Below are 26,090 nucleotides of genomic sequence, written 5' to 3'. Positions count from 1 at the left end.
TCGGTCACGGGCAACGGCGGTGTCGTTGCCCGTATGGGAAAAGGTATTTCCAATGCACAAGAAATTCCTGACGATCCAGAGCAAGATCGCCCTCCTCGCCGGCCTCTGCCTGCTGCTGGTCGTCGGCTTACTGATGGGTTTGTCGCTCTATCAGACCCACAAGAGCAGCCGGCAAGTGGCGCAAGCCAGCGGCGACATGCTTGCCAATGCGGCCAGGGAACACATGCAGGCCCTGGGCAAAGTGCAGGCCATGCAAGTGCAACGCACCTTCATGCAGACCCACGAATATGGCCAGGGGTTATCGCGGTATCTGTTGTACCTGCGACAACTGCAACAAAGGGGCAACCTGACCCGCCAACAACTGCGCCAGGAGCTGACTGCCCAGCTCCACCAGGCCTTGATCGACAAGCCCGACCTGCTCGGGCTTTATGTCATTTTCGAACCCGGTGCACTCGATGGCGCCGACGCCGGCTTCGCCAGCCAGGCGGAACTTGGCAGCAATGAAACCGGACGCTTTTCCCTCTATTGGGTGCAGAGCAAACCCGGCGAACTGCAAGCGGTGATCGGCGACGAAGGCCTGCTCGCCAACACCGAGCCGGGGCCGAGCGGCGCGCCGTACAACGCCTTCTATACCTGCGCTCGCGACACCCGCCAGGCCTGTGTGCTGGAGCCCTATTTCGATGAAGCCTCAGGCAGCCGCAAACTGGTGACCAGCGTTGCCTTCCCGCTGCTGGAAAACGGCAAGGTCATCGCCGTGGTGGGACTGGACATCAACCTCGCCGCCCTACAGCAGAACAGCGAATCCAGTGCCCGTGCGCTGTTCAATGGTAACGGCCGGATCAGCATCGTCAGCCCGCGCGGGGTGATCTCCGCCAACAGCCAGGATGTCAATCGCCTGGGCCAACCGATGGACAGCAACGAGGTCATGGACGCCCTGCACCAGGGCAAACCCGAAGTGTTTGTCGATGCCCGGCAGATCAAGGTCCTTGAACCTCTGTCGCCGATTGCCGGTGCCGCGCCATGGGGCGTGTTGGTCGGTGTGCCGCAGAACGTGTTGCTGGCACCGGTCACCACATTGCAAAAAGAACTCGATGCCCAGGGCGTGCAAAGCACCGCGCTTGAACTGCTGCTCGGTGGCGGTTCGGCCCTGCTCGGCCTGTTGCTGATCTGGTACACCGCACAGCGCATCACCCGGCCGCTGCAAGTACTGACCCGAGTGATGGAGGATATCTCCCTGGGCGAAGGCGACCTGACCCGGCGCCTGCAAGTGCAATCGCGGGATGAAATCGGGCAATTGGCGACTGCGTTCAACCGTTTTGTCGAACGCATCCACCATTCGATCCGCGAGGTGTCATCGGCGGCGCTGGGGGTGAACGAAGGCGCGCGGCGGGTACTGGACGCTTCAAACTCGTCGATGAGCAATTTCGACGATCAGTCCACCCGCACCAACAGCGTGGCGGCAGCGATCAACCAGTTGGGCGCGGCCGCACAGGAGATAGCCCATAACGCCTCCGATGCCTCGCATCAGGCCTCCAATGCCCGGCAACAAGCCGAGGATGGGCGCCAGGTGGTGCAGCGCACGATCGAGGTGATGAGTGAACTGTCCGGCAAGATCAGTGCATCGTGCGCCAACATCGAAGTGCTCAACGACAAGACCGTGAACATCGGGCAGATTCTTGAGGTGATCAAGGGTATCTCCCAGCAGACCAACCTGCTGGCGCTCAACGCAGCGATCGAAGCGGCGCGGGCCGGTGAAGCGGGTCGTGGTTTTGCCGTCGTCGCTGACGAAGTGCGCAGCCTGGCCGGACGCACCCAGACATCGGCGCTGGAAATCCAGCAGATGATCGAGGAGCTGCAAATGGGCGCGCGTGAATCAGTCACCACCATGACCGAGAGCCAGCGCCACAGCGAAGAAAGCGTCACCATCGCCAACCTCGCCGGCTCCCGCCTGGGCAGCGTGACCCGGCGCATCGGCGAGATCGACAACGTCAACCAGTCCGTCGCCGCCGCCACCGAAGAACAGACCGCGGTGGTCGAGGCCCTGAATGTCGACATCACCCAAATCAACACCCTGAACCAGCAAGGCGTGGAGAACTTGCAATCGACATTGCGCGCTTGTACCGAACTGGAGCAACAGGCGACGCGGCTGAATCAGTTGGTGGGGAGTTTTCGGATCTGAGGAATGTGTTGCCTGATCTACTGCCTTCGCGAGCAGGCTCGCCCCCACACCGGATCTTCATCGTTCACAATTCCTGTGTTCACTGAAAATCCCTGTGGGAGCGAGCCTGCTCGCGAAGAGGCCAGCACATCCAACATCAATGCTGCTGAAGCACCGCTTTCGCTAGCAGGTCGGATCGCCGCACCGTCGCTCCCACATTCTCAGCAATGCGCCCCCACATGCTCAAGGCGATGGAACAACCGGTTGAAATACACCAGGCTATCGCGCGGTTCCCGAACCCCGACCTTTTCCAGCTCGACAAACATCACCGAGTGCGACCCCACTTCCTTGCACTCGCTGATCCGCCCTTCCAGCTGCACCAGGGCATCGCGCAGAACCGGCACGTCGGCCGCGCCGTCGTCCCACAGGTCCCAGGCAAAACGCTCGGCCATCGGCACCTGGGTCATGCCGGCGAAATGCCGGGCCAGTTCTTCCTGTTCGCCACACAGCACGTTGACGCACAACCGACCGTTGGTGCGGAACACGTCGTGTGTGGCGCTATTGCGGTTGACGCACACCAGCACGGTGGGCGGCGAGTCGGTCACCGAGCACACGGCGCTGGCGGTGATGCCGCAGCGCCCGCCCGGGCCGTTGGTGGTGATGATGTTCACCGCCGCCGGCAACTGCGCCATGGCGTTGCGAAAGTCGATTTGCTGCTGGCTCAGGTTGGCCATGTCGATGCCCCTTCCTTCAGAAGGACCGCGTCGAAAGCGGTCCGTAGGTGATGGAACAAGACTAAGGCCGCAGGCGCTGCACAACCATTCTGACGATCCCCATGGTGAGGTTGGGTTTCCGCTAGTCGACTAGGTGGTTTCTTTATCGCAAGGGCCAGCCACAGTGGGTATTCTGCATACTGGCTCCAGAACGATGAGCCAATGCGTGCCGCGCGTTCGCGTGCGAAAACAATAATTAGAAATTATCGTGGCAGCCCCGATGGAAACCCGTAAACCGATTGTTTATATCGTTGACGACGACAAGGACCTGCGCACTTCCCTGGCCTGGCTGCTGGAGTCTGTCAGCGTGCAGGCGCAGTGCTTCGCCGGCGCCGAAGAGTTCCTCAGCCAATATGACCCCAGGCAGCCCGCCTGCCTGGTGCTCGACGTGCGCATGCCGGAGACCAGCGGTTTCCAGCTGCAGGAAATCCTCAACCAGCGCGGCAGCACTTTGCCGACCATTTTCGTCTCGGCCCACGGCGATATTCCGATGTCGGTCACGGCGATGAAGAACGGCGCGCTGGATTTCGTCGAGAAGCCCTACAACCCGCAGCAGATGATCGACCGCATCCAGGCCGCGCTGAAGACTGCCGTACACGCCCAGGCCGACCAACAGCAGCGGCAGAACCTGCAAGGCAAACTGGCACTGCTGACCAGCCGTGAGCGGGAAGTGTTGATGCTGGTGATCGACGGCAAGGCCAGCAAGGTGATTGCGCGGGAGCTGAACATCAGCGTGAAGACCGTTGACGTGCACCGCACCAAGATCAAGGAAAAGATGGGCGTGACCAGCATCGCCATGCTGGTGCGCGAGGTGCTGCATTTACCGGTGGATGAGCCGGTGCGGCACTGAGTGATCTGCGGCGGCCATTCGGCCGCCTTCGCGAGCAGGCTCGCGAAGGGGCCAGCAAATACAACATCAGTTATGGCTATAACGCTTGCGATAAGCACCCGGTGACACGCCAAAGCGCGATTTGAAGGCCGACGAAAAGTAGCTTGAATCAGAGAAGCCCCAGGCATAACACAGCGCCGATAGCTTCTGCTCGACATCAGCGCGGCGCAGGTTTTCGGCGCAGAAGTCCAGGCGTCGGTGCTTGATGTATTGCGCCACCACCAGGCCGCGCTTGGAAAACATCCGGTACAGGCCGCGCACGGAAATCCCCACTTCACGGGCAATCAGCTCGGGGCACAGTTCTTCGTCGCTCAGGTGCGCGTCGATGAAGGCGATGATTTTGCGAAATTGTCGCTCGTGCGGGTCCACGCCACTGTCACGGGCGCTGATGCCCGGCAGCAACAGGCTGGCCAGGGCATCGAGCACGGCCTCGCTCTCCTGCATGTCCAGCCCCTCCTGCTGGCGGGTGCCCTGCACCAGCTTGTTGGCCATCGCCGCCAGGGGGCTGCTGGCCGCGATGCGCGTGGCACAGTTGACGGCATTGAAGTGCGAACCACGCTCGACCACCTGGCGCGGAAGAATCAACGAAAGCTGGCGGCAATCGTCGTTGTAGATCATGTCGCTCGGACGGCTGGCATCGATCAGCGCGATGTCACCACAGCCCAGTTGCGCACGGTTGTCGCCCTGCTCCAGTTGCGAGCTGCCCCGCATCTGGAACACCGCGTAGTAGTGGCCGTCGCTGCTGGTGCTGACGTCCTTGCTGGTGCGGTACAAATGCACGTGCGCCATGTCGACCACACTGAGGTTGATCGCACCGCTGCGAAACTCCGCCAGTTCGCCGTAGAAATCGGAGTCCAGTGCCCGGGCATCGAAACGCCCACAGGCCTGGTTCACCTGGCTCAACCAACTTTCGAACGCCTCGTTGCGCACCGTCGATGCTGTAATCATGTCCGCAATGCCTCACGTTTTTGTTGTTATTTTTCGACCGCTTCATCGAGCGGTTCGTCAAACCGTTGTTTCTGTAACCATCGCCTCCCTCGATGGCCACCGGGCGCCCATTCAACAGGCTCCGGCGCACGCTTTCCAGTGTTCCTGGTCTTAAAGGTCCAATACCAGACGGGCGGAGAGCGCCCGTGATATACAAGCGCAGATCTGCTTGTTGGACGCCTTTTCCTTGTTCGACAGGCAGTTGTCGCGGTGCTCCGGCACACCGTCCAGGACCTCGATGATGCAGGTGCCGCAAATGCCTTCGCGGCACTCGGTGTCGATGTCGCAACCGTGAGCCTGCAGTACATCGACCAGGCTGGCGTTGGCCGGCACCTGCAGCACCACGCCGGAACTGGCCAGTTCCACTTCGAAGGTGCCGGCCGGGGCACTGTTGGCCGCCGGGTCCGCCGCGAAGTGCTCGAGGTGAATCGCATCATCCGGGCGACTGCGCGAAGCCACTTCCACCACTTTGTTCATGAACGGTGCCGGGCCGCAGGTGTAGACATGGGCTGCGCTGCCGGCGCGCTCCAGACATTCGCTCAGCGCGCCGTCCAGATCCGCTGGCTCCACGCCGTAGTGAAATTCCACGTTATCGGCAAAGTTTGTCGCCAACAGCTGGGTAAACGCGGCGTACCGCGCTGAACGAGCGAAATAATGCAGGCGATACGGCTGACCGCTTTCCGACAGTCGATAAGCCATGCTCAACAGCGGCGTCACGCCGATACCGGCGGCGAACAGCAGGTGTTCGCCGGCACTTTCATCGAGGCGGAACAGGTTGCGCGGCGCACCCATTTCCAGCTCCATGCCCTCTTGCACTTGCTCATGCAACGCCAGCGAACCACCGCGCGACTGCGCTTCTTTCTTTACCGCCACCAGATACGCACGGCGATCCCGGGGCGGGCTGCACAGCGAATACTGGCGGGTCACCCCAGTCGGCCCGGTAAGGTCGACGTGGGCGCCCGGCTCATAGGTGTCGAGCGGCTGACCGTCACTGCGCACGAGGCGAAAGGAGCGGATATCCAGCGCTTCGTCGACGATCCTTTCGATCTTCACCTTCATCATTGCATCACCTGAATATTTGTTTTTGTTTAACGGTACGGCTTGGGCCGATCCCCTGTAGGAGCGAGCAGGCTCGCGATGAACCTGAGGTCGCCACGGGGTGTCAGGTTTCCAGCGTCATCGTTGACGACCATCGCGAGCCTGCTCGCTCCTACAGGGGGGCATTTTTCTGCTGTTTAGCGCATGAACAGGCCGCCGTTGATGTCCCAGCACGCGCCCGTTACGGAGGCGGCGTTGTCGGCGATCAACAGCAATACGCTGTCAGCGATGTACGACGGATCGCCGAGGGTGCCGGCCGGGATCATTTTCAGGATCTGTTCCAGACGCTCGGACGCCACGGTTTCGCGCACCACCGGCAAGTCCAGCGGGCCGGGCGAGAGGCTGTTGACCGTCACGCCTTGTGGTGCCAGTTCACGGGCAAAAACCTTGGTCAGGGTCGCCACGCCGCCCTTGGCCGCCGCGTAGTGCGCGCCGGTGGCGGTGCCTCCGTTCTGCCCGGCCAGGGAGGCGATGTTGACGATGCGCCCGAAGCCACGTTCGGCAAAGTGCGCGCCGAATACCTGGCAGGCCACGAAGGTGCCGCGCAGGTTGATCGCCATCGACTCGTCGAACTCTTCCGGCGTGATCTCCATCAGTGCCGCGACTTTCGACACACCGGCGTTGTTCACCAGAATGTCGGTGCCACCCCAGTGCGCGGCGAGCAGATCGCGGGCGCGCTGGAAGTCGGCCTTGCTGCGCACATCCAGCTCGATGGCGACGGCCGTGGAGCCGCTGCCATCCAGCTCGTCGGCCAGTTGCCGCACGCCATCGAGGCGCACGTCGGCCAGGCCGACGCGGTAACCGGCCGTGTGCAGACGGCGGGCGATGCACTCGCCCAGTCCGCGCGAGGCACCCGTTACGAGGGCTACTCGACTCATGATGTTGCCCTCACAAAAGGAAGCCGAGCGCGCTCAGGCTGTCGGTGGAGTTGATCAGGCGCACCACTTTTCGCTCCAGCGACGGCACGCCATCGGTGAAGCGGATACAGTGGTTCAGGTCGGCCACGAACGGCGTATGCACGCCGCGCTTATAGGCGTACAGCAGCTGCGCCGAGTTGACTTCGACGATGTCGCCGGCCGCCTCCACCAGGCGGAAACGCGAGATCGTGCGGATGGTTTTAGCCGCGTCCACCGCCGACGGCGAGAAGCCGGCGCTCAAGCGTTCGATACGCAAGGCACGCATGCGCGCATCGTCGTAGGCGTAGTTGAGGGTCGCTTCGAAATCTTCGGTGTCCGGGTCGATCGGCACGATGTACTTGCCGCTGTCACTCCACAGGGTCGCCCATTCGGCGTAGTGCTTGTGGTCGAGCAGTTCGGCTTCGCGCCAGATGAATTCGATGGCCTGGGCCAAGGGACCTGTAAAACCGTTCAGGGTGTCGTGATTGCTCATTGGCTCATCATCCTTTTCCACATGTCGTAGGCACCGCGCATGCCGCCTTCGTCGGTGGCGTGGCTGACCTTGTCGCCGTTTTCAGCGGTGATTTCGCGGTTCAGGCCGCGGTTGACCAGAATTGGCGCATCGACGCCGGCATACGAGCCGCGCTGCACGCGGTCCCAGGCTTCGGCATCGTCAGGGCTACCGAAACCGAACGGGCCCTGGAAGTGTTCGTGGATGCGCATGCGTTCGCGGTTGGCGATTTCCGGGCCGCCGTCCATGCCCAGGGCAACGTGGCGGATCTCGGTTTCGCTGACCGACACCGGACGCAGCACGCGGAAGAACGACATCGACATGGCCACGTTGGGGAACAGGTTCAGGTTGAACCCGGCGCCGTGCAACGAACGCACGATGCGACGGACTTGCTCGGGAGGCATGGTTTTCGACAGTTCTTCAGTAACGTGGGCAAAGCGCTCCTGCAACTGTTCGGTGCCGTCGTCGTGATCGAGGTCAACGTGCTCCGGCACCATCACCATCACGCTGTGGCCGTTACCCAGCGAGTGGGTCACGGCTTGTTCGTCGGTCATGAACGAAAGCATTTCCGAGGTTTCTTCATCCACCGACGACATGAACGACTTGTGCACGATCGGGAAGTGATAACCGTCAGTGGTGTTTTCCAGCTGGATCTTCCAGTTGCCCTTGAAGCTGAACTTGTGTTCGCCCTGGGTCTTGATCGGGTAGCCGGCGCCCTGTTTCATGAACAGGTCCATCCAGTGTTTCGCGCCGCCGAGGAAGTCTTCCAGCGGTTCGATCTCGTCGTTGTAGCTGGCGAAGACCATGCCGGCGTAGCTTTCAACGCGCAGGCTGGTGAGCGGCAGTTCGGACTTTTCCAGGATGCCTTCGTAGCCATCCGGATACGGCAGCGCCCGCAGCTTGCCGTCCAGGCCATAGGACCAGCTGTGATACGGGCAGGTAAAACCGCTGGCGTTGCCCTTGTGCTTCTCGCACACGGTGGCGCCACGGTGCCGGCAACGGTTTTCCAGGACGTTGATGTTGTTCTTCTTGTCGCGCACGACAATCACCGGCCGACGGCCAATGGTGGCGGTCTTGAAGTCGCCGCTGTTGCGCACTTCGCTTTCGTGGGCAACCCACACCCAGGTGCGGTAGAAAATCTTCTCCAGCTCGGCTTCGAACAGCGCCGGATCGTTGTACAGCGAGACGTCGACGCGGTCGTGACTGACCAGTTCGTCCGGGCTTTTCGATGATGCGATCAGCCGGTATTCATGAGCGCTCATGCGGTTCTCCTCATGGCTTCTTTTTATGATTTCTTTGGGGCTGGACGTTCGCCGGCCATGCTTTGTTGCAGCTGCGCACCGAAGGCGCAGACGAGTTCGTCCTGGCCTTTGCGCCCGACGATTTGCAGACCTACTTTCAAGCCGCCGCAATCGATTTCCACCGGCAACGACAGCGCCGGGTGACCGCTCAAGTTGAAGGGCCGTACCAGCGGTGTCATGCCGGCCACGGCCTTGCTCCCGGCACGGGCCTCGCTGAGGGTCGGTGGCAAGGTTGGCAGCGTCGGCAGCAGCAACACGGCAAAATCTTCCAGGGCCGCATCCACCTGTTGCGTGAAGCGTGTGCGCACGGATTCGGCCTGGGCCAGTTCTTCGCGGCTGGTGCGGCTCGCTGCCAACAGGCGTGTCTCGACATCGGCGCCGATCAGGCCCTTGCCGGTCAGGTGGCCGAACGCCGCCCAGTTTTCGAAATTGATCACGGTCAGGCCGGCGGCGAACGCCGCTTCGAACTCGCTCAGGTGCAAGTGGCTGCGACGCCATCCGGCGCGGTCGGCGGCGGCACCCAGGCTGGCTTGCAGGTGCGAATCGCAGGCCACGTCGAGAAAGCCGACCTTGGCGCCATCGCCCGGCAAGCCTTGAGCGGTAAAGCCCGGGCAGATCACCTGCATCGCGGCAATCAGGTCGTCCATGTTTTTGGCGAACGGCCCGACGCAATCGAGGCTGGACTCCAACGGATGGGCTCCGACACGGCTGACGCGACCGTACGTCGGTTTCAATCCGGCAACGCCGCAGCACGCCGCCGGCACCCGTACAGAGCCACCGGTGTCGGTGCCAATGGAGATGTCCGCCAGGCCCGCCGCGACGGCCGAAGCCGAACCGCTGGACGAACCACCGGGAACACGATCCGGCGCTTGCGGGTTGATTGGCGTGCCGGTCCAGTCGTTGATGCCGGTCACGCCAAACGCCAGTTCGTGCAGGTTGGTCTTACCGACGATCTGCCAGCCGGCGTTGAGGATCGCATCGACCACTTCGGCGTTTTTGGAGGCCGCCGGTGCATCGACAAAGGCGCGGCTGCCCGAGCGAGTCGGGTAACCGGCGATGTCGATGGAGTCTTTGATCGCAACCCGTTTGCCGTCGCCACCGAGCAGGAACTCGCTGATGAAAGTACTCATGCACTCAGCTCCGTGTTGAACAAGCGTTGCGTGCGGAAATGCGCAATCAGCCAAACGCCGTCGACACAGCGGAAATCGATGTTCAACCGCGTGCCGAACAGCTCGTTGCGGCCATCGGCGTAGGTTGAAATCTGCTGCATGATCCACTGCCCCTGAGCAGTCTTGCCGTCGACCACGATCGACTCGCTGGTGAGGTAATGCAGGTTCAACTTGAAGTGATCGGATGGCGGCAGATAACCACCGACAAACGTCGCCACCGCCGCACGTCCGTGATGCTGACCGAAGGTCTGCGCGGTCTGGGTGCCGAGGCCTTCCCAGATCGCATCCTCGGCGAACAACTGCGCCAATTGGCTCAGATGAATCGCCGCCCGCGGCACATCGCACAGGTCCATGTAGCGCGCCATCAAGCGGCGCACCGCACTCTCCCCTTCGAGCGTCGCCAGACGCTGCAGCAAGGCCTCGTCCATGGCTTACACCCTGGCCGCGTCTGGGATGGTCAGCGGGCGACCGATGCGCGCTTCGACCCTGGCATAGCGCCACAGGCTGTATTCGCCGACCGGCGTGGTGCGGAACAGGTTGCAGGCGTCGATCACCGACTGGTGGCAGTCGACGTCGGCCATGATGTACACGGTCCAGGGCGAGGTGGTAGACGGGCCGACCATCAGCCGGTCGTCATCCATGGCGCCAAGTACGGTGATGCCGGGCATCGCACCGAGGGAACCCATCATCTGGCTGAAGCCTTTCCAGACGCTCAGGCCCTCGCCGCTGGGCAGGTCGAAAAAGTTCTGGGTGATGCCGATGCAGAAGACGACGCGCAACGGTTCTTGAGTGGTTTGCGACATGGGGTTGGTTCCTTGAAAAGTTGAAGGGAATTCAGATGTAGCCCGGGAACGGCGGCACGCCGAGGAACACCGAGCCGGCGCCGTCGTACAGGCCTTCGCTGAGGAAGGCGTGCTGGGTCACCACCATCGAGTCGCGCAGGTAGCGTTGCAGCGGATGGCGCAGGTAAATGGCGGTGGTCCCGGCCAGGCTGTAGGCGCTCTGCACCACGGCGGCACCGGCCTGGGACACGTGAATCGCGGACAGACGCAGCAGGCTGGTCTGCTCTGGCGTCACCGGGTTGCCGGCCAGGATCGAGTTCCACACCTGCTCGGTGGCGTTGTAGAAAAACCCGCGGGCGGCGGCGAGCCTGGCTTCGGCCTTGGCGATTTCGATGCGCACGTAGGCGCGGTCGGCCATTTTCGGCGCACCGGTAATGCCGCCGGCACCGGCCATGCGGCTGATTTCGTCCAGCGCTGCACGGGCCAGGCCGAGGTTGACCACCGCCAGCACTTGCGCGGCGTAGGCAATCGACGGGTAGCGGAACAGCGGCTCATCAATGGTTGCCGCCCCACCCCGGATAAACGTCCAGCGGTCGTCGACGAATTTGTCGGTGACGCGCAGATCGTGACTGCCGGTGCCCTTGAGGCCGACCACGTCCCAGTTCTCGACGATCTCGACCTGACTGGCCGGGAACACCGCCGTGCGTGGCTTGCCGCCCGCGGCGCTGGCGCCGATGCCGACACCCAGCAGGTCCGCGCCTTTGCTGCCGCTGGCGAATTTCCAGGTGCCGTTGACCTGCCAGCCGCCTTCTACCGCTTCGGCAGGCTGCAACGGGAACAGCCCGCCAGCGAACACAAGGTCGGGGCTCTCGGCGTAGATTTCAGCCAGGGTTTGCGGCGGCAAGGCCGCGAGATAGACACCCGCACTGCCGAAGCTGGCCACCCAGCCCGCCGAGCCGTCGGCTTCGGAGATACGCTCGATCATTTGCAGGAACAGCGCCGGTGCCAAGGCGTCGCCACCGAAGCATTTTGGCGTGGCGGCACGATAGATGCCCACCTGCTTGAAGCGCTCGATCATGTCCCGAGGTACGTGGGAGCCGGCGTCGAATTCGTCGCGGCGTTGACGAACCTCATCCAGCACCTGCTGAAATAGCTGACTCTCGACCATTGGCACGACCGGACCGGACACAGGGTCTTGTTGCGCGACAGCTGAACGCAGCATGGGCTTTCTCCGTTTTGCTTATTGTTAGTGGGCTGCACGACGACCGACCTTCTGCAGGAGCGAGCTTGCTCGCGAAAAACCTCCGAACAACGCGGGCATTCAGACAGGGCGCGTTATCGTTGACGTCCATCGCGAGCAGGCTCGCTCCTACAAAGGGCGTAGCGTGGATGCCCTTGCATTGAGGTCCAGTGTAAAAACCGTGTCCGGGCACCACTATTGGGGCTTGCAGCCCCCACGCTAAAGAAAACCCCTAGGCCCACGCCGGTTACCTCTGAGCGCATCGCCCTGTGCGAGCAGGTATAAAACGCCATACTGCAAACTCTGCCGCCAAGGGCCGTGCGATGTACTTGCCAAAACCGAACGACTTTCATGCGCTGATCGAAGCCATGCCGCTGTGCATCATTCTTCATGATGCGCACACCAAGGAAATTCTCTGGGCCAACGCCGCTGCCCTGGCGGCGCTGGGCTTTACCCTGGAGGAACTGACGCCGCTGAAGGCCCCGGACATGACCCGCGATGCGCCGAAATACCGGCGTTCCGTGGGTTTGCGCTGGCTCGAAGGGGCCGCGCGCACCGGGCAACGGGCCATCGAGTGGTGCTATCGCTCCAAGCAAGGGGTGGAGATTCTTTCCGAAGCGGTGGCGACCCTGGTGCACCTGGACGGTCGCGATGTGTTGATGGTGCAGTTCCGCGACATTTCCAAAGAGGACAAGGTCAAGCGCGACCTCAAGCGTTTCGAGAGCCGGCTCAAGGCCTTCATGCAGGACCTGGCCGAAGGTGTGGCGGTGCTCGGCCCCGAGGGCGATATCGGCTTTATCAGCGACTCCGGCGCGCACCTGCTCGACAGCGAAGTGCACCAGCTGATGGGCAAGAACTTCCTGGCCTGGTGCGACGACGCTTCGCGTCAGCGACTGTTGCAACGGTTCGCCCAGGAGACACCTGAGCACGCGCCGTTCAGCGTGCACTACAAGGTGCAGCGCCGGGACGGCGAATGGCGCTGGCATGACGCAACCTGCCGCTACATCGAGATTGAAGACGATCTGGTCGGCCATCTGCTGCTGTTCCGCGACGTGACCGAGCAGGTGCAGGCCGAAGAGGCGCGGCGGGTCAGCGAGCAGAAACTCGAGTACCTGGCGCGCTACAACGCCATGGGCGAAATGGCCGTGGCCATCGCCCACGAACTGAGCCAACCCCTGGCCGCTACCCGCAACTTCATCGAAGGCACGGTGATTCGCCTGGGCAATGCCGGCGACACCGATCAAGGCGTCGCCTGGGGTTTGCAGAACGCGGTGCGGCAAATCGAGCACGCGTCGGTGATCATCAAGAGCGTGCGCGATTACGTGGTCAAGCTGGAGCAGACCGAAGAGCTGGTCGATCTTAACGAGCTGCTGCGCGAAACCCGCTACTTCATCAGCCTGCGGGCCGATCCGAGCCTGGTGCGCGTGGAAATCGTCACCGCGCCCGAACCACTGCAGGTCAGTTGCGAGAAAGTCCTGATCGGCCAGGTGATCCTCAACCTGGCGTTCAACGCGATTGAAGAAATGGCCGACCTGCCGACTGAGCGCCGGTTGCTGCGCATCCATGCCAGCCGCAACAACGACGTGGCGCAAGTGCGAATCGAAGACTGCGGCCGTGGCATCCAGGTTCAGGCGCAGGAGAAGCTGTTCGACGGATTCTTCTCATCCAAGGTCAGCGGCAACGGCATCGGCCTGGCGCTGTGCAAGAACATCATCGGCCGCCACCGTGGCGATATCTGGGCGCAAAACCTGGAGCCGTGCGGCGCCGTCTTCAGCTTTTCCCTCCCCCTCGCAACATCCCCCACCTCCCTGTAGGAGCAGCCGGTCGACGCTCGACTGCTCGCGATGGTCGTAAACGATAACGCGCAAAACCGGATGCCCAGCGGCGCCCCTGAGTTTTTCGCGAGCGTGCTCGCTCCTGCATAAAACGTTTTCTGACACTGGCACAGACACACAAACACTTGGCAGGCAGGGCAATTCTCCCGTTCGCCGGGCACGGCAGAATCAAAGGGTAAAAATCTGCCAAAGCACCCGCGATCCGCGTTACCAACAATTCAGGAAGTTCCCCTTATGCGAACAAACAGGATCTCCGTACAGTCAGCGCTTGGCCTGGGCCTGCTTGTACTCGGTTTGAACAGTGCCCGCGCGGATTTGCCCGCCGGTACGATTGGCCAGACCGTTCTGGCGTTCCCCCCGGAAGCTCACCGTGCGTTCGTCATTGATGTCGAGTTCGACAGCTTCGTGGCAGGCCGCGTGACCGTGGTCGACCCGGACCAGAAGCGCATACTCGGCATGGTGCCGACCGGTTTTGCTGCGCCGTCGACCCTCAGTCACGACAAAAAAACCATTTACAGCGCGGACATCTGGTACTCCCGCGGCACCCGCGGTACCCGCACCGACGTGCTCACCGCCTGGGACAGCTCGACCCTGTCGCCCGCCTGGGAAGTGCTGATTCCGAACAAGCGCGCCGAGTCGCTGACCCAGCGTTACTCGCTCAAGCCGAGCGGCGACGACAAGTTCGTCTACGTCTACAACTTCACTCCGTCGACTTCGGTCACCGTGGTCGACACCCAAGCCAAAGCGGTTGCCACGGAAATCGCGATTCCCGGTTGCGTGCTCAACTACCCGGTCGGCAACCGTCGTTTCGCCTCGCTGTGCGGCGACGGCAGCCTCCAAGTGGTAACCCTCAACGATCAGGGCCAGGAAACCGCACGCAGCCGCACGCCGTTCTTTGATCCGAACGCGGAAAGACTGGTAGAGCGCGCCGTCAACGTCGGCGACACCTACTACTTCACCACCACGACCGGCACCGTACGCCCGGTGGATTTCGCTGGCGACACACCGAAGGTCTTGCCGGCCTGGTCGCTGGTATCCGATGAGGACAAGAAGGCCGGTTGGGCACCGGGTGGCTGGCAGATGATGGCCGTGGCACCGAAGCTGGACCGCCTTTACGTGCTGATGCACGACGCTCACGAACCAATGAAGTGGGAAGACCCGAGCCCGCTGATCTGGGCGTTTGACCTCAAGACCCACAAGAAGGTAGCGACCCTGGAAGCCCCGGTTCCGGTATGGAGCATGCAGGCCACCGGCGACGACAAACCGCTGCTGCTCGGTGCCGACGTGGAGGGTGGTTTGCAGATCTTCGACCTGAAGACCAACAAGCTCACCGGCAGCATGCCGAAAGTCGCGAAGACCGCGACTCAGGTCCTGAGCTACTAAGAGGTTCGGCCATGCACACAGATCCGATCTTCATCATTGCCAGCGCCATCGCCATCGCGGTGTTGCTGGCCAGCGCCGCGACCCACAAGTTGCGCGCGCCGATGCGCTTCGCCCGGCAACTGGCGGACTATCAACTGCTGCCCCAAGCGCTGGTGCGCCCGATGGCACGCCTGGTGCCACTGCTGGAACTGGCCATTGCGTTCGCCTTGCTGGTGCCGGTCAGCCGTGGCTACGCCGCGCTGAGCGCCGCCAGCCTGTTGGCGCTGTACGCCGCTGCCATCGGCATCAACCTGTGGCGCGGTCGTGCGGACATCGACTGCGGTTGCGCAGGTCCCGACCAGGCACAACCGCTGCGCCCGGTCCTGCTGTTGCGTAACAGTGCGCTGGTGGCACTGGCGCTGGTAGCCAGCATCGCGCCGCTGGCACGCGACCTCAACCCGTTCGATGGCTTCGTGACCCTGGCTGCCGCCGCCGTCGCGTTGCTCATCTACGCCGCCGCCGATGGCTTGCTGGCGAACTCCCCACTTCTGCTCAAATTGATTGGTAGGTAATCGAAATGGAAGGCTTGATTGTTTCCAACGTTCTGCTCTGGATGCTGTTGGTGGCCGTGGCGTTTGTCGTCATGGGCCTGGTGCGGCAGATTGGCGTATTGCACGGTCGCCTGGCCCCGGCTGGCGCGCTGATGGTCGACAAAGGCGTGGCGGTCAACGAGCCCGCGCCGCAAATCACTGCCAGCGACCGTCACGGTCGTCCGGTGAACTTCGGCTATGCCGGCGAGAAATCGCAACTGCTGTTCTTCCTCTCGCCGACCTGCCCGATCTGCAAGTCGTTGCTGCCGGCGATCAAATCCATTGCCAGGGAACAGGCCGACCGTCTTGACGTGGTGTTCGTCAGCGATGGCGACATGGACGCCCAGCAAGCGCTGATCCGCGAACACAAACTGGAAGACGCCACCTATGTGGTCGGCCCGGAAGTGGGCATGACCTACCAGATCGGCAAGCTGCCGTACGCCGCACTGATCGACAAGGCCGGCACCCTGCGTGCCAAGGGCCTGGTCAATTCCCGCGAGCACCTGGACAGCCTGTTCGAAGTCGAGCACCTCAAGCACGCCACGCTGCAGCAGTACCTCAATGCCCAACCGCACACCCACGACCACAGCCACGGCCATAGCCACTGATAAGGCAGGGAGACGTTTATGAAACTGCTGGATCTGTTGTTCGAGCGCTCGACCCGCCGTGTCGCCGATACCACGTCGCGCCGTAAATTGCTGTCGCGCATGGGCTCGCTGATGGTGGCCGGTGCCGCCCTGCCCCTGCTGCTGCCGCTGGATCGCACCAGCAAGGCCCTGGCCGCGGAGCCGGCGCAGGCTGGCGACCCGGGTGATCCGAACAGCTGCGACTACTGGCGCTACTGCTCCATCGACGGTTTTCTGTGCAGTTGCTGCGGCGGGTCGGTGACCTCCTGCCCACCGGGCACCGAAGCCTCGCAAGTGACCTGGATCGGCACCTGCCGCAACCCGGCCGATGGCAAGGACTACATCATTTCGTACAACGACTGCTGCGGTAAGCAAAGCTGCGCCCAGTGCGCCTGCACCCGTAACGACAGTGAAGAACCGGCTTACCGCCCGTTCAACAACAACGATGTGAACTGGTGCCTGGCCGCCAAATCGCACATCTACCACTGCACCGTTTCGGTGATCCGCGGCGTCGCCGTTTAAAACCGCACTTTCCGCCGGTTGCTTGTGCAATCGGCGGTTTTTTTTCTGTGGCTGCTGCTCTTTTTTACTGCTGTAGGAGCGAGCTTGCTCGCGAAGAACTCAAGGGCGACGCGTTAAATCAGATAGCCCGCGTTATCGTTGACGTCCATCGCGAGCGAGTTCGCTCCTACAGATACGGTCATCAGCGGAGGTTTGTTTTATGCGTAGGTTGATATTGCCTGGACTGGTCTGCGCCCTGAGCGCCCCGCTCGCGCTCGCCCGGGCCATTCCCGACCCGAACCAGCATCACGCGCCGGGCAATGAATCACTGCAAACCCCGATTGCCCAGGCCGGGTACGGCGTCGGCGTGAACTATCAGTTGCAATGCGCCGGTTGCCACCTGGGCGATGGCACGGGTTCCGCCGCCAACGACACGCCGCGGATGAAAGGCTTTGTCGGCAATTTCCTGAAAGTACCCGGTGGCCGCGAATTCCTCGTGCGGGTACCGGGCATGTCGCAGTCGGCGTTGAACAACGCGCAACTGGCGGACTTGCTCAACTGGCTGATGCGTAAAGACGGCATGGCTGGCGACAGCCTGCCGGCCGACTATCAGCCTTACACCGCCGAGGAAGTCACGGAACTGCGCGCCAAAACCATGCTCAACCTGCCCGGCACCCGAAGCGAGTTGATCAAGGCCATGCGTGCTCAGGGCATCGCGATCGATGACGGGATGAACTATTGACGCGGGGTGTCCCGCTGTATCCAGGGCAGGCCTTCGATCGCCCGGAAGATGGACTCACTGACGGCAAATAAGTAACGTGACCGGTGCTGCTTTCAAACCCGGAAAACCGAAAAGGGAGTTTGCATCGTGACCGAAGAAACCAGAACCAAAGGACCGGCTTCGTACTTCCCGTCAATCGAAAAGAAGTATGGTCAGCCGATCGCCCATTGGCTGGATCTGCTCAAGACCGTCAGTGACAAGAAACATATGGAAATGGTGGCTTGGCTCAAGACCGAACATGGCATGGGTCATGGCCACGCCAACGCGTTGGTTGCCTATCATTTGGCAGCCACCAAAAGCGGCTAGCCCGTCCAGCGTTCGCTGCGCTGCCGGTGGCGCCGGCCGACTCCGGCACCACCGGCAAATGTCTGTACTGGAAATGGCTGATCGGCACCTTTGCCCTATCCTTTCTTCCAAACCATAGCACCGGACAACGCCATGCCCGACCCCGAATCCACCCTCCTCGACAGCTGGCACCACAATGCCCAGGCCTGGATCGACGCCATCCGCACGGGCAGCATCGAAAGCCGCCTCAAGGTCACCGACCAGGCGATCCTGCTGGCAGTGCTGGGTCGTCAGCCTGAACGTGTGCTGGACCTGGGTTGCGGCGAAGGCTGGTTGTTGCGTGCACTGACTGAACGAGGCATCGATGCGGTCGGTGTGGATGGCGATGCGACGCTGGTGCAGGCGGCGCGGGCGGCGGGCACTGCGCCGGTGCATCTGGCGAGCCATGAACAGTTGGCAGAAGCGAAAGTCGACATCGGCCGCGACTACAACCTGATCTGCGCCAATTTTGCCCTGCTGCATCAGGACATCATCCCCTTGCTCACCGCCATGAACAGCCTGCTCGCCCCTGGCGGCGCGCTGTTGATCCAGACGCTGCACCCATGGACAGCTGCAGCGGGCGACTACCAGGATGGCTGGCGGGAAGAGACTTTCGCCGGGTTCAGGGGGCAGTGGCAACCCATGCCATGGTATTTTCGCACCTTGTCCAGCTGGCTGAATGCACTGGACATGGCCGGTTTTGCGCTGGCCGGCTTGCAGGAACCACAGCACCCGCAAAGCCCCGTGCCGCAGTCGTTGCTACTGGTGGCCGAGCCGCGACTGTAGGAGCGGGCTTGCCCGCGAAGGCGTCGGCACAGCCAACATTATCGGTGACTGGCCTACCGCTTTCGCGAGCAGGCTCGCTCCCACAAGAAGTACACCGTGCTCCTGCCAGTAAAGCGTCAGGCCCATTCTTTACGCAGTTGACGCGCCGCATTGACCATATGCACCAGCGCCGCTTCGGTTTCCGCCCAGCCGCGGGTCTTCAGGCCGCAGTCCGGGTTGACCCACAGGCGGTCGGCGGGAATGCGCCTGGCCGCCTTGCGCAGCAGGTTGGCCATTTCCGAGGAGTCCGGCACCCGTGGCGAATGAATGTCGTACACGCCCGGGCCGATTTCGTTGGGGTAAGCGAAGGCTTCGAACGCATCCAGCAGTTCCATGTCCGAGCGTGAGGTTTCGATGGTGATCACGTCGGCATCCATGGCGGCGATGGACTCGATCACATCGTTGAATTCGCTGTAGCACATGTGGGTGTGGATCTGGGTTTCGTCACGCACACCCGAGGCGCACAGGCGGAACACTTCGGTGGCCCAGTCCAGATAGGGCTGCCGTTGCGCCTGACGCAACGGCAGGCCTTCGCGGAACGCGGCTTCGTCGATCTGCACAATCCTGATGCCGGCGGCTTCCAGGTCCAGCACTTCGTCGCGAATGGCCAGGGCCAGTTGGCGGGCCTGCACTTCGCGGGTCACGTCTTCGCGTGGGAACGACCACATCAGCATGGTCACGGGACCGGTCAGCATGCCCTTCATCACTTTGCCGGTGAGGCCTTGAGCGTAGCGGATCCACTCCACGGTCATGGCTTTCGGACGGCTCAGGTCGCCGAAGATCACCGCCGGTTTCACGCAACGCGAACCGTAGCTCTGCACCCAGCCGAAGCGAGTGAACACGTAGCCGTCGAGTTGCTCGGCGAAGTATTCGACCATGTCGTTGCGCTCGGCTTCACCGTGCACCAGCACGTCCAGGCCCAGGTGTTCCTGTACCAGCACGGCGTGACGGATCTCGCTGTGCATCGCTTCGGTGTATTCGGCCTCGGTCAGCTTGCCTTGCCTGAACGACTGACGAGCCAGACGGATCGACGCGGTTTGCGGGAACGAACCGATGGTGGTGGTCGGGAACAGTGGCAGGTCCAGGCCGGCGCGCTGTTTCTCGATACGCTGGGCAAACGGCGAGTGCCGCTGGCTGTCCCGGGCGGTGATGGCGGCAACACGCGCCTGTACGGCGGGCTTGTGAATGCGTGGCGATGCCGCACGGCTGGCCTGCACGGCACGGCTTTGAGTCAGCGCTTCAAGCGCCTTCGGCGCTTCCGGCTCGCTGATTGCCTGAGCCAGCAGCGCGACTTCTTCACACTTCTGCACGGCAAACGCCAACCAGCTTTTCAGTTCGCTATCGAGCCGGTCTTCACGCTCTAGGTCGACCGGGCTGTGCAGCAGCGAGCAGGATGGCGCAACCCACAGGCGATCACCCAGGCGCTCGTTTGCGTGCTGCAAGGTGACCAACGCGTTTTCCAGGTCGCAGCGCCAGACGTTACGGCCATTGACCACGCCCAGCGACAGCACTTTGTAGGCTGGCAGGCGATCGAGGATGGTCGGGTACTGCTCGGGTGCGCGCACCAGATCGATGTGCAGACCGTCCACCGGCAGGTTGGCGGCCAGGCCCAGGTTCTCTTCCAGACCGCCGAAGTAAGTGGCGACCAGCTTCTTCAGCGGGTCGCGCTGAATCAGGTTGTAGGCGCGCTCAAAAGCGTTTTTCCATGCTTGCGGCAGGTCGAGAACCAGGATCGGCTCGTCGATTTGTACCCACTCGACGCCTTGTGCCGCCAGGCGCTGGAAGATCTGGCCGTACAGCGGCAGCAGGCGATCGAGCAGTTCGAGTTTGTCGAACTCGACGCCCTTGGCCTTGCCCAGCCACAGGTAAGTCAGCGGGCCGATGATGACGGGCTTGACGTCATGACCCAGTGCGCGGGCTTCTTCGACTTCCTCGAACAACTGGTCCCAACCGAGCTGAAACTGCTGATCGGCGCTGAATTCAGGGACCAGGTAGTGATAATTGGTGTCGAACCACTTGGTCATTTCCTGGGCGTGCGCGCCGCCGCAGCAGCTGTCGCTGACACCGCGAGCCATGCCGAACAGGGTTTGCAAGCTGGCCTTGCCATCGTGCGGGCGGAAACGCTCCGGGATCACACCGAACATCAACGAGTGGGTCAGGACCTGGTCGTACCAGGCGAAGTCGCCGACCGGCAATAGCTCGATCCCGGCCTTTTTCTGCAAGTCCCAATGGGTCTTGCGCAAGTCGCGGCCAACGGCACGTAGACCGGCTTCGTCCAATTCGCCTTTCCAGAACGCCTCTTGGGCTTTTTTCAGTTCGCGATCGCGGCCGATGCGCGGAAATCCAAGGGAATGGGCCAATGCCATGACGATAAAACTCCATGTGGTTAATGGCGTCATTGTCGGCATTCGAGCCTTGGTGAGACAAACTCATTTAAATCGTGATGATCGCGAGATTATTTCATGAAGATAGACGTAAGCCTTTGCGTCGAATGTGTCGCAACGAAGCACTACTCCTCGTAGTAATAAAGCTTGTTAATGATCACCCATCGACCGTCCACCTTCAGCAACGACAGGTAATCGGTAAACCGTATCCCGGCGAAATCATCGATGACCTTGACCGCGGCGGCATCGCCGGTGACATCAAGGTTGATCACCTGCCAGAACGGCTGCGTACCGGCAGACGCCGGGATTTCGGCCTTGATGGCAACGACAAATTCATCCAGGGATGCCCATTCAAGCACCTTTTGGAAGTGACCGATGATGCGACAGTCTGGATGAAAGGCCTGTCGCAGCAACGCTTCATTGGCAAAGACCATGCCTTCCACGTAATGGCGCACCACCTGGTTGATCTGTTCGGTATCTATCGATTGAGTGGTCATGTTTTAACCTCTGGTTTTCATGTCTGCGCACCGCAGGTGCAGGTTGACCGACAGGCTCCCCCAAGGCTGATCAAGCTGAAAGTCTAGGTACCGCCAGTTCAATTGCGCGGTTTTACGACCGGAGGCACTGCAAAACCACAGAGGTGTGACCGAACTGTGGCGTGTGCGCAAGCCGAGCGTCGATGGCATCATCACTCGCCAAGAAGGTTTCGATGCCAAAGGCGAACGGCTCATCCAGTTGTTTGGCATGCGCAAGCCGGGCATCCACGAGCGTGACGACTGACGTACTCTCGCTGAAGCCGCCACCACTCTGATCGACTAAGGAATAGTCCCGATGCGTATCAAAACACTGCTGGCCTGTGCCATGGCGCTCTACCCGGACGCCAAAGCGCAGATGGTCGAGATCAGCCAATGACGGCCATTTTTCGGCCGCGTCCGACCTTGATCTTTTTGCTGCTGTTGCTGGTGCTGGTGTTCTGGTTGTCCCTGGCCCTCGGGCCAGTCAGCCTGCCGCTGAGCGATACCTTGCTGGCCGGAATGCGCCTGCTCGGGTTGCCGCTTGGCGGTGGTGACACGCAGCAGGCGCAGCTGATCCTCGGTCAGATTCGCCTGCCGCGCAGCCTGCTCGGCATCGCCGTGGGTTCGGTACTGGCGTTGTCCGGCGTGGCGATGCAGGGGTTGTTCCGCAACCCCTTGGCAGACCCGGGCCTGGTCGGCGTTTCCGGTGGTGCGGCGCTCGGTGCCGCCCTCGCCATCGTCGGCGGCAGCCTGCTCGGTGGCGTGCCACCGGCCATCGAGCCTTATCTGCTATCGGTCAGCGCATTCGCCGGTGGCCTGATCGTCACGGCAGTGGTGTATCGCTTCGGCCGCCGGGACGGGCAAACCGACGTCGCCACCATGCTGTTGGCGGGTGTGGCGATGACCGCCATGGCCGGTGCCGGCGTGGGGCTGTTCACCTATCTGGCCGATGACGCGACCTTGCGCACCCTGACGTTCTGGAACCTGGGCAGCCTCAACGGTGCCAGCTACCCTCGCTTGTGGCCGTTGCTGATCGTCACCGTGGGCGTGGCGTTGTGGTTGCCACGTCGGGCGGCGGCACTCAATGCGATGCTGCTGGGGGAGTCGGAGGCCCGTCACCTGGGCTTCGACATCGAGCGGATCAAGCTTGAGCTGGTGCTGTGCACGGCGCTCGGCGTCGGTGCGGCAGTCGCGGCGGCTGGCCTGATCGGTTTCATCGGCCTGGTGGTGCCGCACCTGATGCGCCTGCTGGTCGGCCCGGATCACCGGGTGTTGCTGCCTGCGTCGTTACTGGCTGGTGCGAGCCTGCTGTTGCTGGCCGACCTGGCCGCGCGCCTGCTGTTGGCGCCGGCTGAATTGCCCATCGGCATCGTGACGGCACTGATCGGCGCTCCGTTCTTTCTTTATCTGCTGGTACGAGGGCGTTCCTGATGCTGCGGGCAAACAACTTGCTGGTTCGCCGTGGCAACCGCACGGTACTGGCCAACATCGATGTCCAATTGCGCCCCGGTGAAGTGCTCGGCGTGCTGGGACCCAATGGTGCCGGCAAAAGCACCCTGCTCGCCGCTTTATGCGGCGAACTGGCGAGCAGTGAAGGCACGGTCAGCCTCGACGAGCGTCAACTCGCCGACTGGCCGGGTCAGGAGCGGGCCAAGCGCCTGGCCGTGCTGCCGCAGAGTTCGAGCCTGAACTTTGCGTTTTCGGTCAATGAAGTCGTCGGCATGGGTCGCCTGCCTCACGCCAGCGGTCGCGTGCGCGATGCCGAAATCGTCGCCGATGCGCTCAAAGCTGCCGATGCGCTTCATCTGGCCGGACGCAGCTATCTGGCCCTGTCCGGCGGTGAACGCCAGCGCGTGCATCTGGCTCGGGTGCTCGCTCAGCTCTGGCCGGGGGCCAAAGGGCAAATCCTGCTGCTCGATGAACCGACGTCGATGCTCGACCCGCTGCACCAGCACACCATTTTGCAAGCCGTGCGCGACTTCGCCGAGCGCGGGGCGGCGGTGCTGGTGATCCTGCACGACCTCAACCTGGCCGCACGTTACTGCGATCAACTACTGTTGTTGCAACAAGGCCTGCCCCACGCCTACGGCCCACCGGCACAAGTGTTGACTGCCGAGGCACTGGCGGCGGTGTATGGGCTGGAGGTGCTGATTCACCAGCATCCGGAACGCGGCCACCCTTTGATCATCGCGCGCTGATACCGCCCCCTCCTCTGTCATCGAGGGGGCACCTGTCCAATAAGGAAAACCGATGCGCTTTCTGTTGCTCTGTGCATTCAGCCTGTTGGCTGCCTGCCAAACCACCCATCAGGTCACACCGCCCCCGGCGCCTATCGCCCCACAAGGCCGCGATCACACTGACCTCGGGGTCATCCGCGAACTGGCGACCGGTCGCACGTTGACGCCCCGGGAACTGGTCGAACACCTGGCCGTTGCACCGCGCGTCCTGGTAGGCGAACAGCACGACAACCCTGACCACCACGCCCTGCAATTGTGGCTGCTGCGCGAGCTGGCGGCACAACGCCCCCAGGGCAGCCTGCTGATGGAAATGCTCAACCCCGATCAACAAGCCAGGGTCGATGCCGCGCAAGCCGCGACCCGCGCCGGCCAGCCACCGGCCGATGCGTTCAAGGCGCTGGCCTGGCAGGCCAATTGGGACTGGAGTGTTTATGGCGCTCTCGTCACCTACGCGCTGCGACAACCCTATCCGCTGCTGGCAGCGAATCTGGACCGCGCGCAGATCATGCAGATCTACAAACAGCGCCCGGTACTCACCGGTGAAGCCTCCACCACCCGACAGGTGCAGGCGACCTTGCTGGACGACATCCGCCAGTCCCATTGCGGCCTGTTGCCCGAAGCACAGATGCCGGCCATGCTCGCCGTGCAGCAACAGCGTGACCGGCGCATGGCCGAGCGCCTGATGGCCGCGCCGACGCCGGCGTTGTTGTTGGCCGGTGCCTTCCACGTGCGCAAGGATCTGGGGGTGCCATTGCACCTGAAAGACCTCGATGCCAGTGAAGGCAATGCGGTGCTGATCCTGGCCGAAGCGGGCAAGACCGTGACCGACGAGAGCGCGGATTATGTCTGGTACACCGCCGCACAACCGGAACAGGATCACTGCGCGCAGCTGCGTCGTTAAGCGCGCCCCAAGGGGGCGGCTGGTCCTGCCCCCTTGCTGCGGCGCGACACTATGTCACGCCGCAGCAAAGGTCCAATGGTCGTATCCGCCCCTCCGGCACCGACACAGTTTGTTAATATCCCCACGATTTTTTCGTCTGTACAGTCATCACGCTGTCATTTCAGCCTGTTCAACAGGATGCTTTCTTTCATGAGTACTTTGTATACCCGCCGAACCGTCCTGCAAGGCATGGGCCTGTTGAGCCTGGGCCTGCTCGCCGGTTGCGACGACAGCAGCAAGCTGTCGTTCAAGTACGGCAAAGACCTCAGCGACAAGATCATGGGGCGTAATTTCAAGCTCAAGAACACCGAGGGCGAAACCAGGATGTTGGGCAGCTATCGCGGCCTGATGCCCATGGTGTTCTTCGGTTTCACCCAGTGCCCGGCCGTGTGCCCCACCACGTTGGCCCGTGCGGCGCAGGCCAAGAAATTGATGGGGCGCGATGGCGAAAGGCTGCAGGTGATCTTCATCACCCTGGACCCCGAGCGCGACACGCCAGAGATGCTCGACAAGTACGTCAAGGCGTTCGACCCGAGTTTCGAAGCGCTGTACGGCACCCTGGAAGAAACCGCCGCCACCGCCAAGGAATTCGGCGTGTTCTTTGAAAAAGTCCCCAGCGGCGATACCTATACCCTCTCCCATACCGCGACCAGTTATGTCTTCGACTCCCGGGGCACTCTGCGCCTGGGACTGTCCACGTCCCTGACGGCCAAAGAGTGCGCAGAAGACCTGCTCACCGTGATGGAGGTTTGCTGAAATGAATGCCCCGCAGGCTAAAAACCGTTTCGCGCAACGTTGCAAGCAACTGGCGCTGGGCTTGTCGCTGGTCGGCCTGGCCTTTCAGGCGTCGGCACAAACCCGGGTCGAAGACGCCTGGGTCCGCGCCACCGTAGCCGGCCAGCCGTCGAGTGGCGCCTTCATGACCGTCACCGCGAGCGGCGACAGCAAGTTGCTGAGCGTGCAAACGCCGGTTGCCAGGCTGGTGCAGATTCATGAAATGAGCATGAAAGACGACGTGATGAAAATGCAGCAAGTTCAGTCTGTCGCACTGCCGGCCGGTGAAGCGGTGAGCTTTGACCCCCACGGCTACCACATCATGCTCATGAACCTGACGGCCCAGATCAAGGAAGGCGACAAGGTGCCGCTGACCCTGACCGTGGAAGACGCCAAGGGTGAGAAAGAGTCGATTCAGGTTGAAGCCGTTGCCAAGGCGATCGGCACCATGGATCACGGCACGATGATGCATGATCACAGCAAGATGAATTGATTGCCCCGCCAGTTAAAACACTGAACCTGTGGGAGCGAGCCTGCTCGCTAAGGCTTTGTGTCTGGCGAGGTTTTTTGTGTACATATCCGTTTCCGCGGT

General features: G+C 62.2%; 27 protein-coding genes and 2 pseudogenes. 17 read left to right on the top strand and 12 right to left on the bottom strand.

Going from position 1 to position 26,090, the window contains the following annotated elements; all coding sequences use genetic code 11:
* Positions 1 to 52: 52 nt before the first annotated feature.
* A pseudogene (locus tag CAF65_RS29150) lies at positions 53 to 1,321 on the top strand (HAMP domain-containing protein); the annotation flags it as partial.
* 93 nt (positions 1,322 to 1,414) lie between these two features.
* Positions 1,415 to 2,179 carry a methyl-accepting chemotaxis protein gene (locus CAF65_RS29145; RefSeq protein WP_371919029.1) on the top strand — a complete coding sequence of 255 codons (765 nt, stop codon included), beginning with the start codon at positions 1,415 to 1,417 and terminating at the stop codon, positions 2,177 to 2,179.
* Positions 2,180 to 2,379: 200 nt separating this feature from the next.
* Here CAF65_RS29145 and hpaC read toward each other — a convergent pair whose 3' ends face one another.
* Positions 2,380 to 2,892 (bottom strand): 4-hydroxyphenylacetate 3-monooxygenase, reductase component, encoded by a 513-nt coding sequence (hpaC, locus tag CAF65_RS25740; protein ID WP_085718803.1) that lies wholly within the window; start codon positions 2,890 to 2,892, stop codon positions 2,380 to 2,382.
* Positions 2,893 to 3,151: 259 nt separating this feature from the next.
* On the opposite strand from hpaC, the gene CAF65_RS25735 reads away from it, so the two are divergent.
* A complete protein-coding gene (locus CAF65_RS25735) occupies positions 3,152 to 3,781 on the top strand; it encodes a response regulator transcription factor (RefSeq protein WP_007978139.1) in 630 nt (209 codons plus the stop codon).
* A 66-nt stretch (positions 3,782 to 3,847) separates the two neighbouring features.
* Here CAF65_RS25735 and feaR read toward each other — a convergent pair whose 3' ends face one another.
* From feaR to CAF65_RS25690, 9 genes are all read right to left on the bottom strand, one after another.
* Complete coding sequence (feaR, locus tag CAF65_RS25730) at positions 3,848 to 4,768, bottom strand: transcriptional regulator FeaR (protein ID WP_085718802.1); 921 nt, start codon at positions 4,766 to 4,768, stop codon at positions 3,848 to 3,850.
* A 150-nt stretch (positions 4,769 to 4,918) separates the two neighbouring features.
* Positions 4,919 to 5,869 carry a PDR/VanB family oxidoreductase gene (locus CAF65_RS25725; protein WP_085718801.1) on the bottom strand — a complete coding sequence of 317 codons (951 nt, stop codon included), beginning with the start codon at positions 5,867 to 5,869 and terminating at the stop codon, positions 4,919 to 4,921.
* Between the two features lie 173 nt (positions 5,870 to 6,042).
* The gene (locus tag CAF65_RS25720; protein ID WP_085718800.1) at positions 6,043 to 6,783 is read right to left on the bottom strand and encodes an SDR family NAD(P)-dependent oxidoreductase; all 741 of its coding nucleotides are present in this window, start codon (positions 6,781 to 6,783) and stop codon (positions 6,043 to 6,045) included.
* Between the two features lie 10 nt (positions 6,784 to 6,793).
* On the bottom strand, positions 6,794 to 7,294 hold the full coding sequence (locus CAF65_RS25715) for an aromatic-ring-hydroxylating dioxygenase subunit beta (protein ID WP_085718799.1): 501 nt from the start codon (positions 7,292 to 7,294) through the stop codon (positions 6,794 to 6,796).
* Positions 7,291 to 8,574 (bottom strand): Rieske 2Fe-2S domain-containing protein, encoded by a 1,284-nt coding sequence (locus tag CAF65_RS25710; RefSeq protein ID WP_085718798.1) that lies wholly within the window; start codon positions 8,572 to 8,574, stop codon positions 7,291 to 7,293. The genes CAF65_RS25715 and CAF65_RS25710 overlap by 4 nt, the downstream gene beginning before the upstream one ends.
* A gap of 23 nt (positions 8,575 to 8,597) precedes the next feature.
* On the bottom strand, positions 8,598 to 9,743 hold the full coding sequence (locus CAF65_RS25705; protein ID WP_085718797.1) for an amidase: 1,146 nt from the start codon (positions 9,741 to 9,743) through the stop codon (positions 8,598 to 8,600).
* On the bottom strand, positions 9,740 to 10,210 hold the full coding sequence (locus CAF65_RS25700) for a nuclear transport factor 2 family protein (protein WP_085718796.1): 471 nt from the start codon (positions 10,208 to 10,210) through the stop codon (positions 9,740 to 9,742). Before CAF65_RS25700 ends, CAF65_RS25705 begins: the two co-directional genes overlap by 4 nt.
* Before the next feature lie 3 nt (positions 10,211 to 10,213).
* Positions 10,214 to 10,585 (bottom strand): hypothetical protein, encoded by a 372-nt coding sequence (locus CAF65_RS25695; RefSeq protein WP_085718795.1) that lies wholly within the window; start codon positions 10,583 to 10,585, stop codon positions 10,214 to 10,216.
* A 31-nt stretch (positions 10,586 to 10,616) separates the two neighbouring features.
* Entirely contained in the window at positions 10,617 to 11,786 is a 1,170-nt protein-coding gene (locus tag CAF65_RS25690) for an acyl-CoA dehydrogenase family protein (protein WP_085718794.1), read from the bottom strand.
* 341 nt (positions 11,787 to 12,127) lie between these two features.
* On the opposite strand from CAF65_RS25690, the gene CAF65_RS25685 reads away from it, so the two are divergent.
* From CAF65_RS25685 to CAF65_RS25650, 8 genes are all read left to right on the top strand, one after another.
* On the top strand, positions 12,128 to 13,618 hold the full coding sequence (locus CAF65_RS25685) for an ATP-binding protein (protein ID WP_085718793.1): 1,491 nt from the start codon (positions 12,128 to 12,130) through the stop codon (positions 13,616 to 13,618).
* A 255-nt stretch (positions 13,619 to 13,873) separates the two neighbouring features.
* Positions 13,874 to 15,022: an amine dehydrogenase large subunit gene (locus tag CAF65_RS25680; RefSeq protein ID WP_085718792.1), complete on the top strand. Its 1,149-nt coding sequence runs from the start codon at positions 13,874 to 13,876 to the stop codon at positions 15,020 to 15,022.
* An 11-nt stretch (positions 15,023 to 15,033) separates the two neighbouring features.
* Positions 15,034 to 15,573, top strand: coding sequence for a MauE/DoxX family redox-associated membrane protein (locus CAF65_RS25675; protein ID WP_085718791.1), 540 nt, complete (start codon positions 15,034 to 15,036; stop codon positions 15,571 to 15,573).
* Positions 15,574 to 15,578: 5 nt separating this feature from the next.
* Positions 15,579 to 16,199, top strand: a complete 621-nt coding sequence (gene mauD, locus CAF65_RS25670) for a methylamine dehydrogenase accessory protein MauD (RefSeq protein ID WP_085718790.1) — start codon at positions 15,579 to 15,581, stop codon at positions 16,197 to 16,199.
* Between the two features lie 18 nt (positions 16,200 to 16,217).
* The gene (locus tag CAF65_RS25665; protein WP_007978110.1) at positions 16,218 to 16,739 is read left to right on the top strand and encodes a methylamine dehydrogenase light chain; all 522 of its coding nucleotides are present in this window, start codon (positions 16,218 to 16,220) and stop codon (positions 16,737 to 16,739) included.
* Between the two features lie 199 nt (positions 16,740 to 16,938).
* A complete protein-coding gene (locus tag CAF65_RS25660; protein ID WP_085718789.1) occupies positions 16,939 to 17,460 on the top strand; it encodes a cytochrome C in 522 nt (173 codons plus the stop codon).
* 126 nt (positions 17,461 to 17,586) lie between these two features.
* The gene (locus tag CAF65_RS25655) at positions 17,587 to 17,805 is read left to right on the top strand and encodes a DUF4287 domain-containing protein (protein WP_085718788.1); all 219 of its coding nucleotides are present in this window, start codon (positions 17,587 to 17,589) and stop codon (positions 17,803 to 17,805) included.
* Positions 17,806 to 17,937: 132 nt separating this feature from the next.
* Positions 17,938 to 18,609, top strand: coding sequence for a bifunctional 2-polyprenyl-6-hydroxyphenol methylase/3-demethylubiquinol 3-O-methyltransferase UbiG (locus CAF65_RS25650; protein WP_085718787.1), 672 nt, complete (start codon positions 17,938 to 17,940; stop codon positions 18,607 to 18,609).
* Between the two features lie 116 nt (positions 18,610 to 18,725).
* Here the strand turns inward: CAF65_RS25650 and metE are convergent, their stop codons facing one another.
* Both metE and CAF65_RS25640 read right to left on the bottom strand, forming a co-directional pair.
* Complete coding sequence (gene metE / locus CAF65_RS25645; protein ID WP_085718786.1) at positions 18,726 to 21,014, bottom strand: 5-methyltetrahydropteroyltriglutamate--homocysteine S-methyltransferase; 2,289 nt, start codon at positions 21,012 to 21,014, stop codon at positions 18,726 to 18,728.
* Between the two features lie 143 nt (positions 21,015 to 21,157).
* Entirely contained in the window at positions 21,158 to 21,529 is a 372-nt protein-coding gene (locus CAF65_RS25640) for a nuclear transport factor 2 family protein (RefSeq protein WP_085718785.1), read from the bottom strand.
* A 142-nt stretch (positions 21,530 to 21,671) separates the two neighbouring features.
* On the opposite strand from CAF65_RS25640, the pseudogene CAF65_RS25635 reads away from it, so the two are divergent.
* The 6 genes and pseudogenes from CAF65_RS25635 to CAF65_RS25610 form a co-directional block, all read left to right on the top strand.
* Positions 21,672 to 21,812 (top strand): annotated as a pseudogene (locus CAF65_RS25635) (hemin-degrading factor); the annotation flags it as partial.
* A 182-nt stretch (positions 21,813 to 21,994) separates the two neighbouring features.
* Complete coding sequence (locus CAF65_RS25630; protein WP_178076744.1) at positions 21,995 to 22,978, top strand: iron ABC transporter permease; 984 nt, start codon at positions 21,995 to 21,997, stop codon at positions 22,976 to 22,978.
* On the top strand, positions 22,978 to 23,745 hold the full coding sequence (locus tag CAF65_RS25625; protein WP_085718783.1) for a heme ABC transporter ATP-binding protein: 768 nt from the start codon (positions 22,978 to 22,980) through the stop codon (positions 23,743 to 23,745). The genes CAF65_RS25630 and CAF65_RS25625 overlap by 1 nt, the downstream gene beginning before the upstream one ends.
* A gap of 52 nt (positions 23,746 to 23,797) precedes the next feature.
* On the top strand, positions 23,798 to 24,685 hold the full coding sequence (locus tag CAF65_RS25620) for a ChaN family lipoprotein (protein ID WP_085718782.1): 888 nt from the start codon (positions 23,798 to 23,800) through the stop codon (positions 24,683 to 24,685).
* 189 nt (positions 24,686 to 24,874) lie between these two features.
* Entirely contained in the window at positions 24,875 to 25,480 is a 606-nt protein-coding gene (locus tag CAF65_RS25615) for an SCO family protein (RefSeq protein WP_085718781.1), read from the top strand.
* A gap of 1 nt (position 25,481) precedes the next feature.
* Positions 25,482 to 25,991 (top strand): copper chaperone PCu(A)C, encoded by a 510-nt coding sequence (locus CAF65_RS25610; protein WP_085718780.1) that lies wholly within the window; start codon positions 25,482 to 25,484, stop codon positions 25,989 to 25,991.
* The last annotated feature ends 99 nt before the right edge of the window (positions 25,992 to 26,090 follow it).

The sequence above is a fragment of the Pseudomonas sp. B28(2017) genome, from assembly GCF_002113025.1.
Lineage (GTDB): Bacteria > Pseudomonadota > Gammaproteobacteria > Pseudomonadales > Pseudomonadaceae > Aquipseudomonas.
This window is presented reverse-complemented; position numbering and strand designations above follow the sequence as displayed.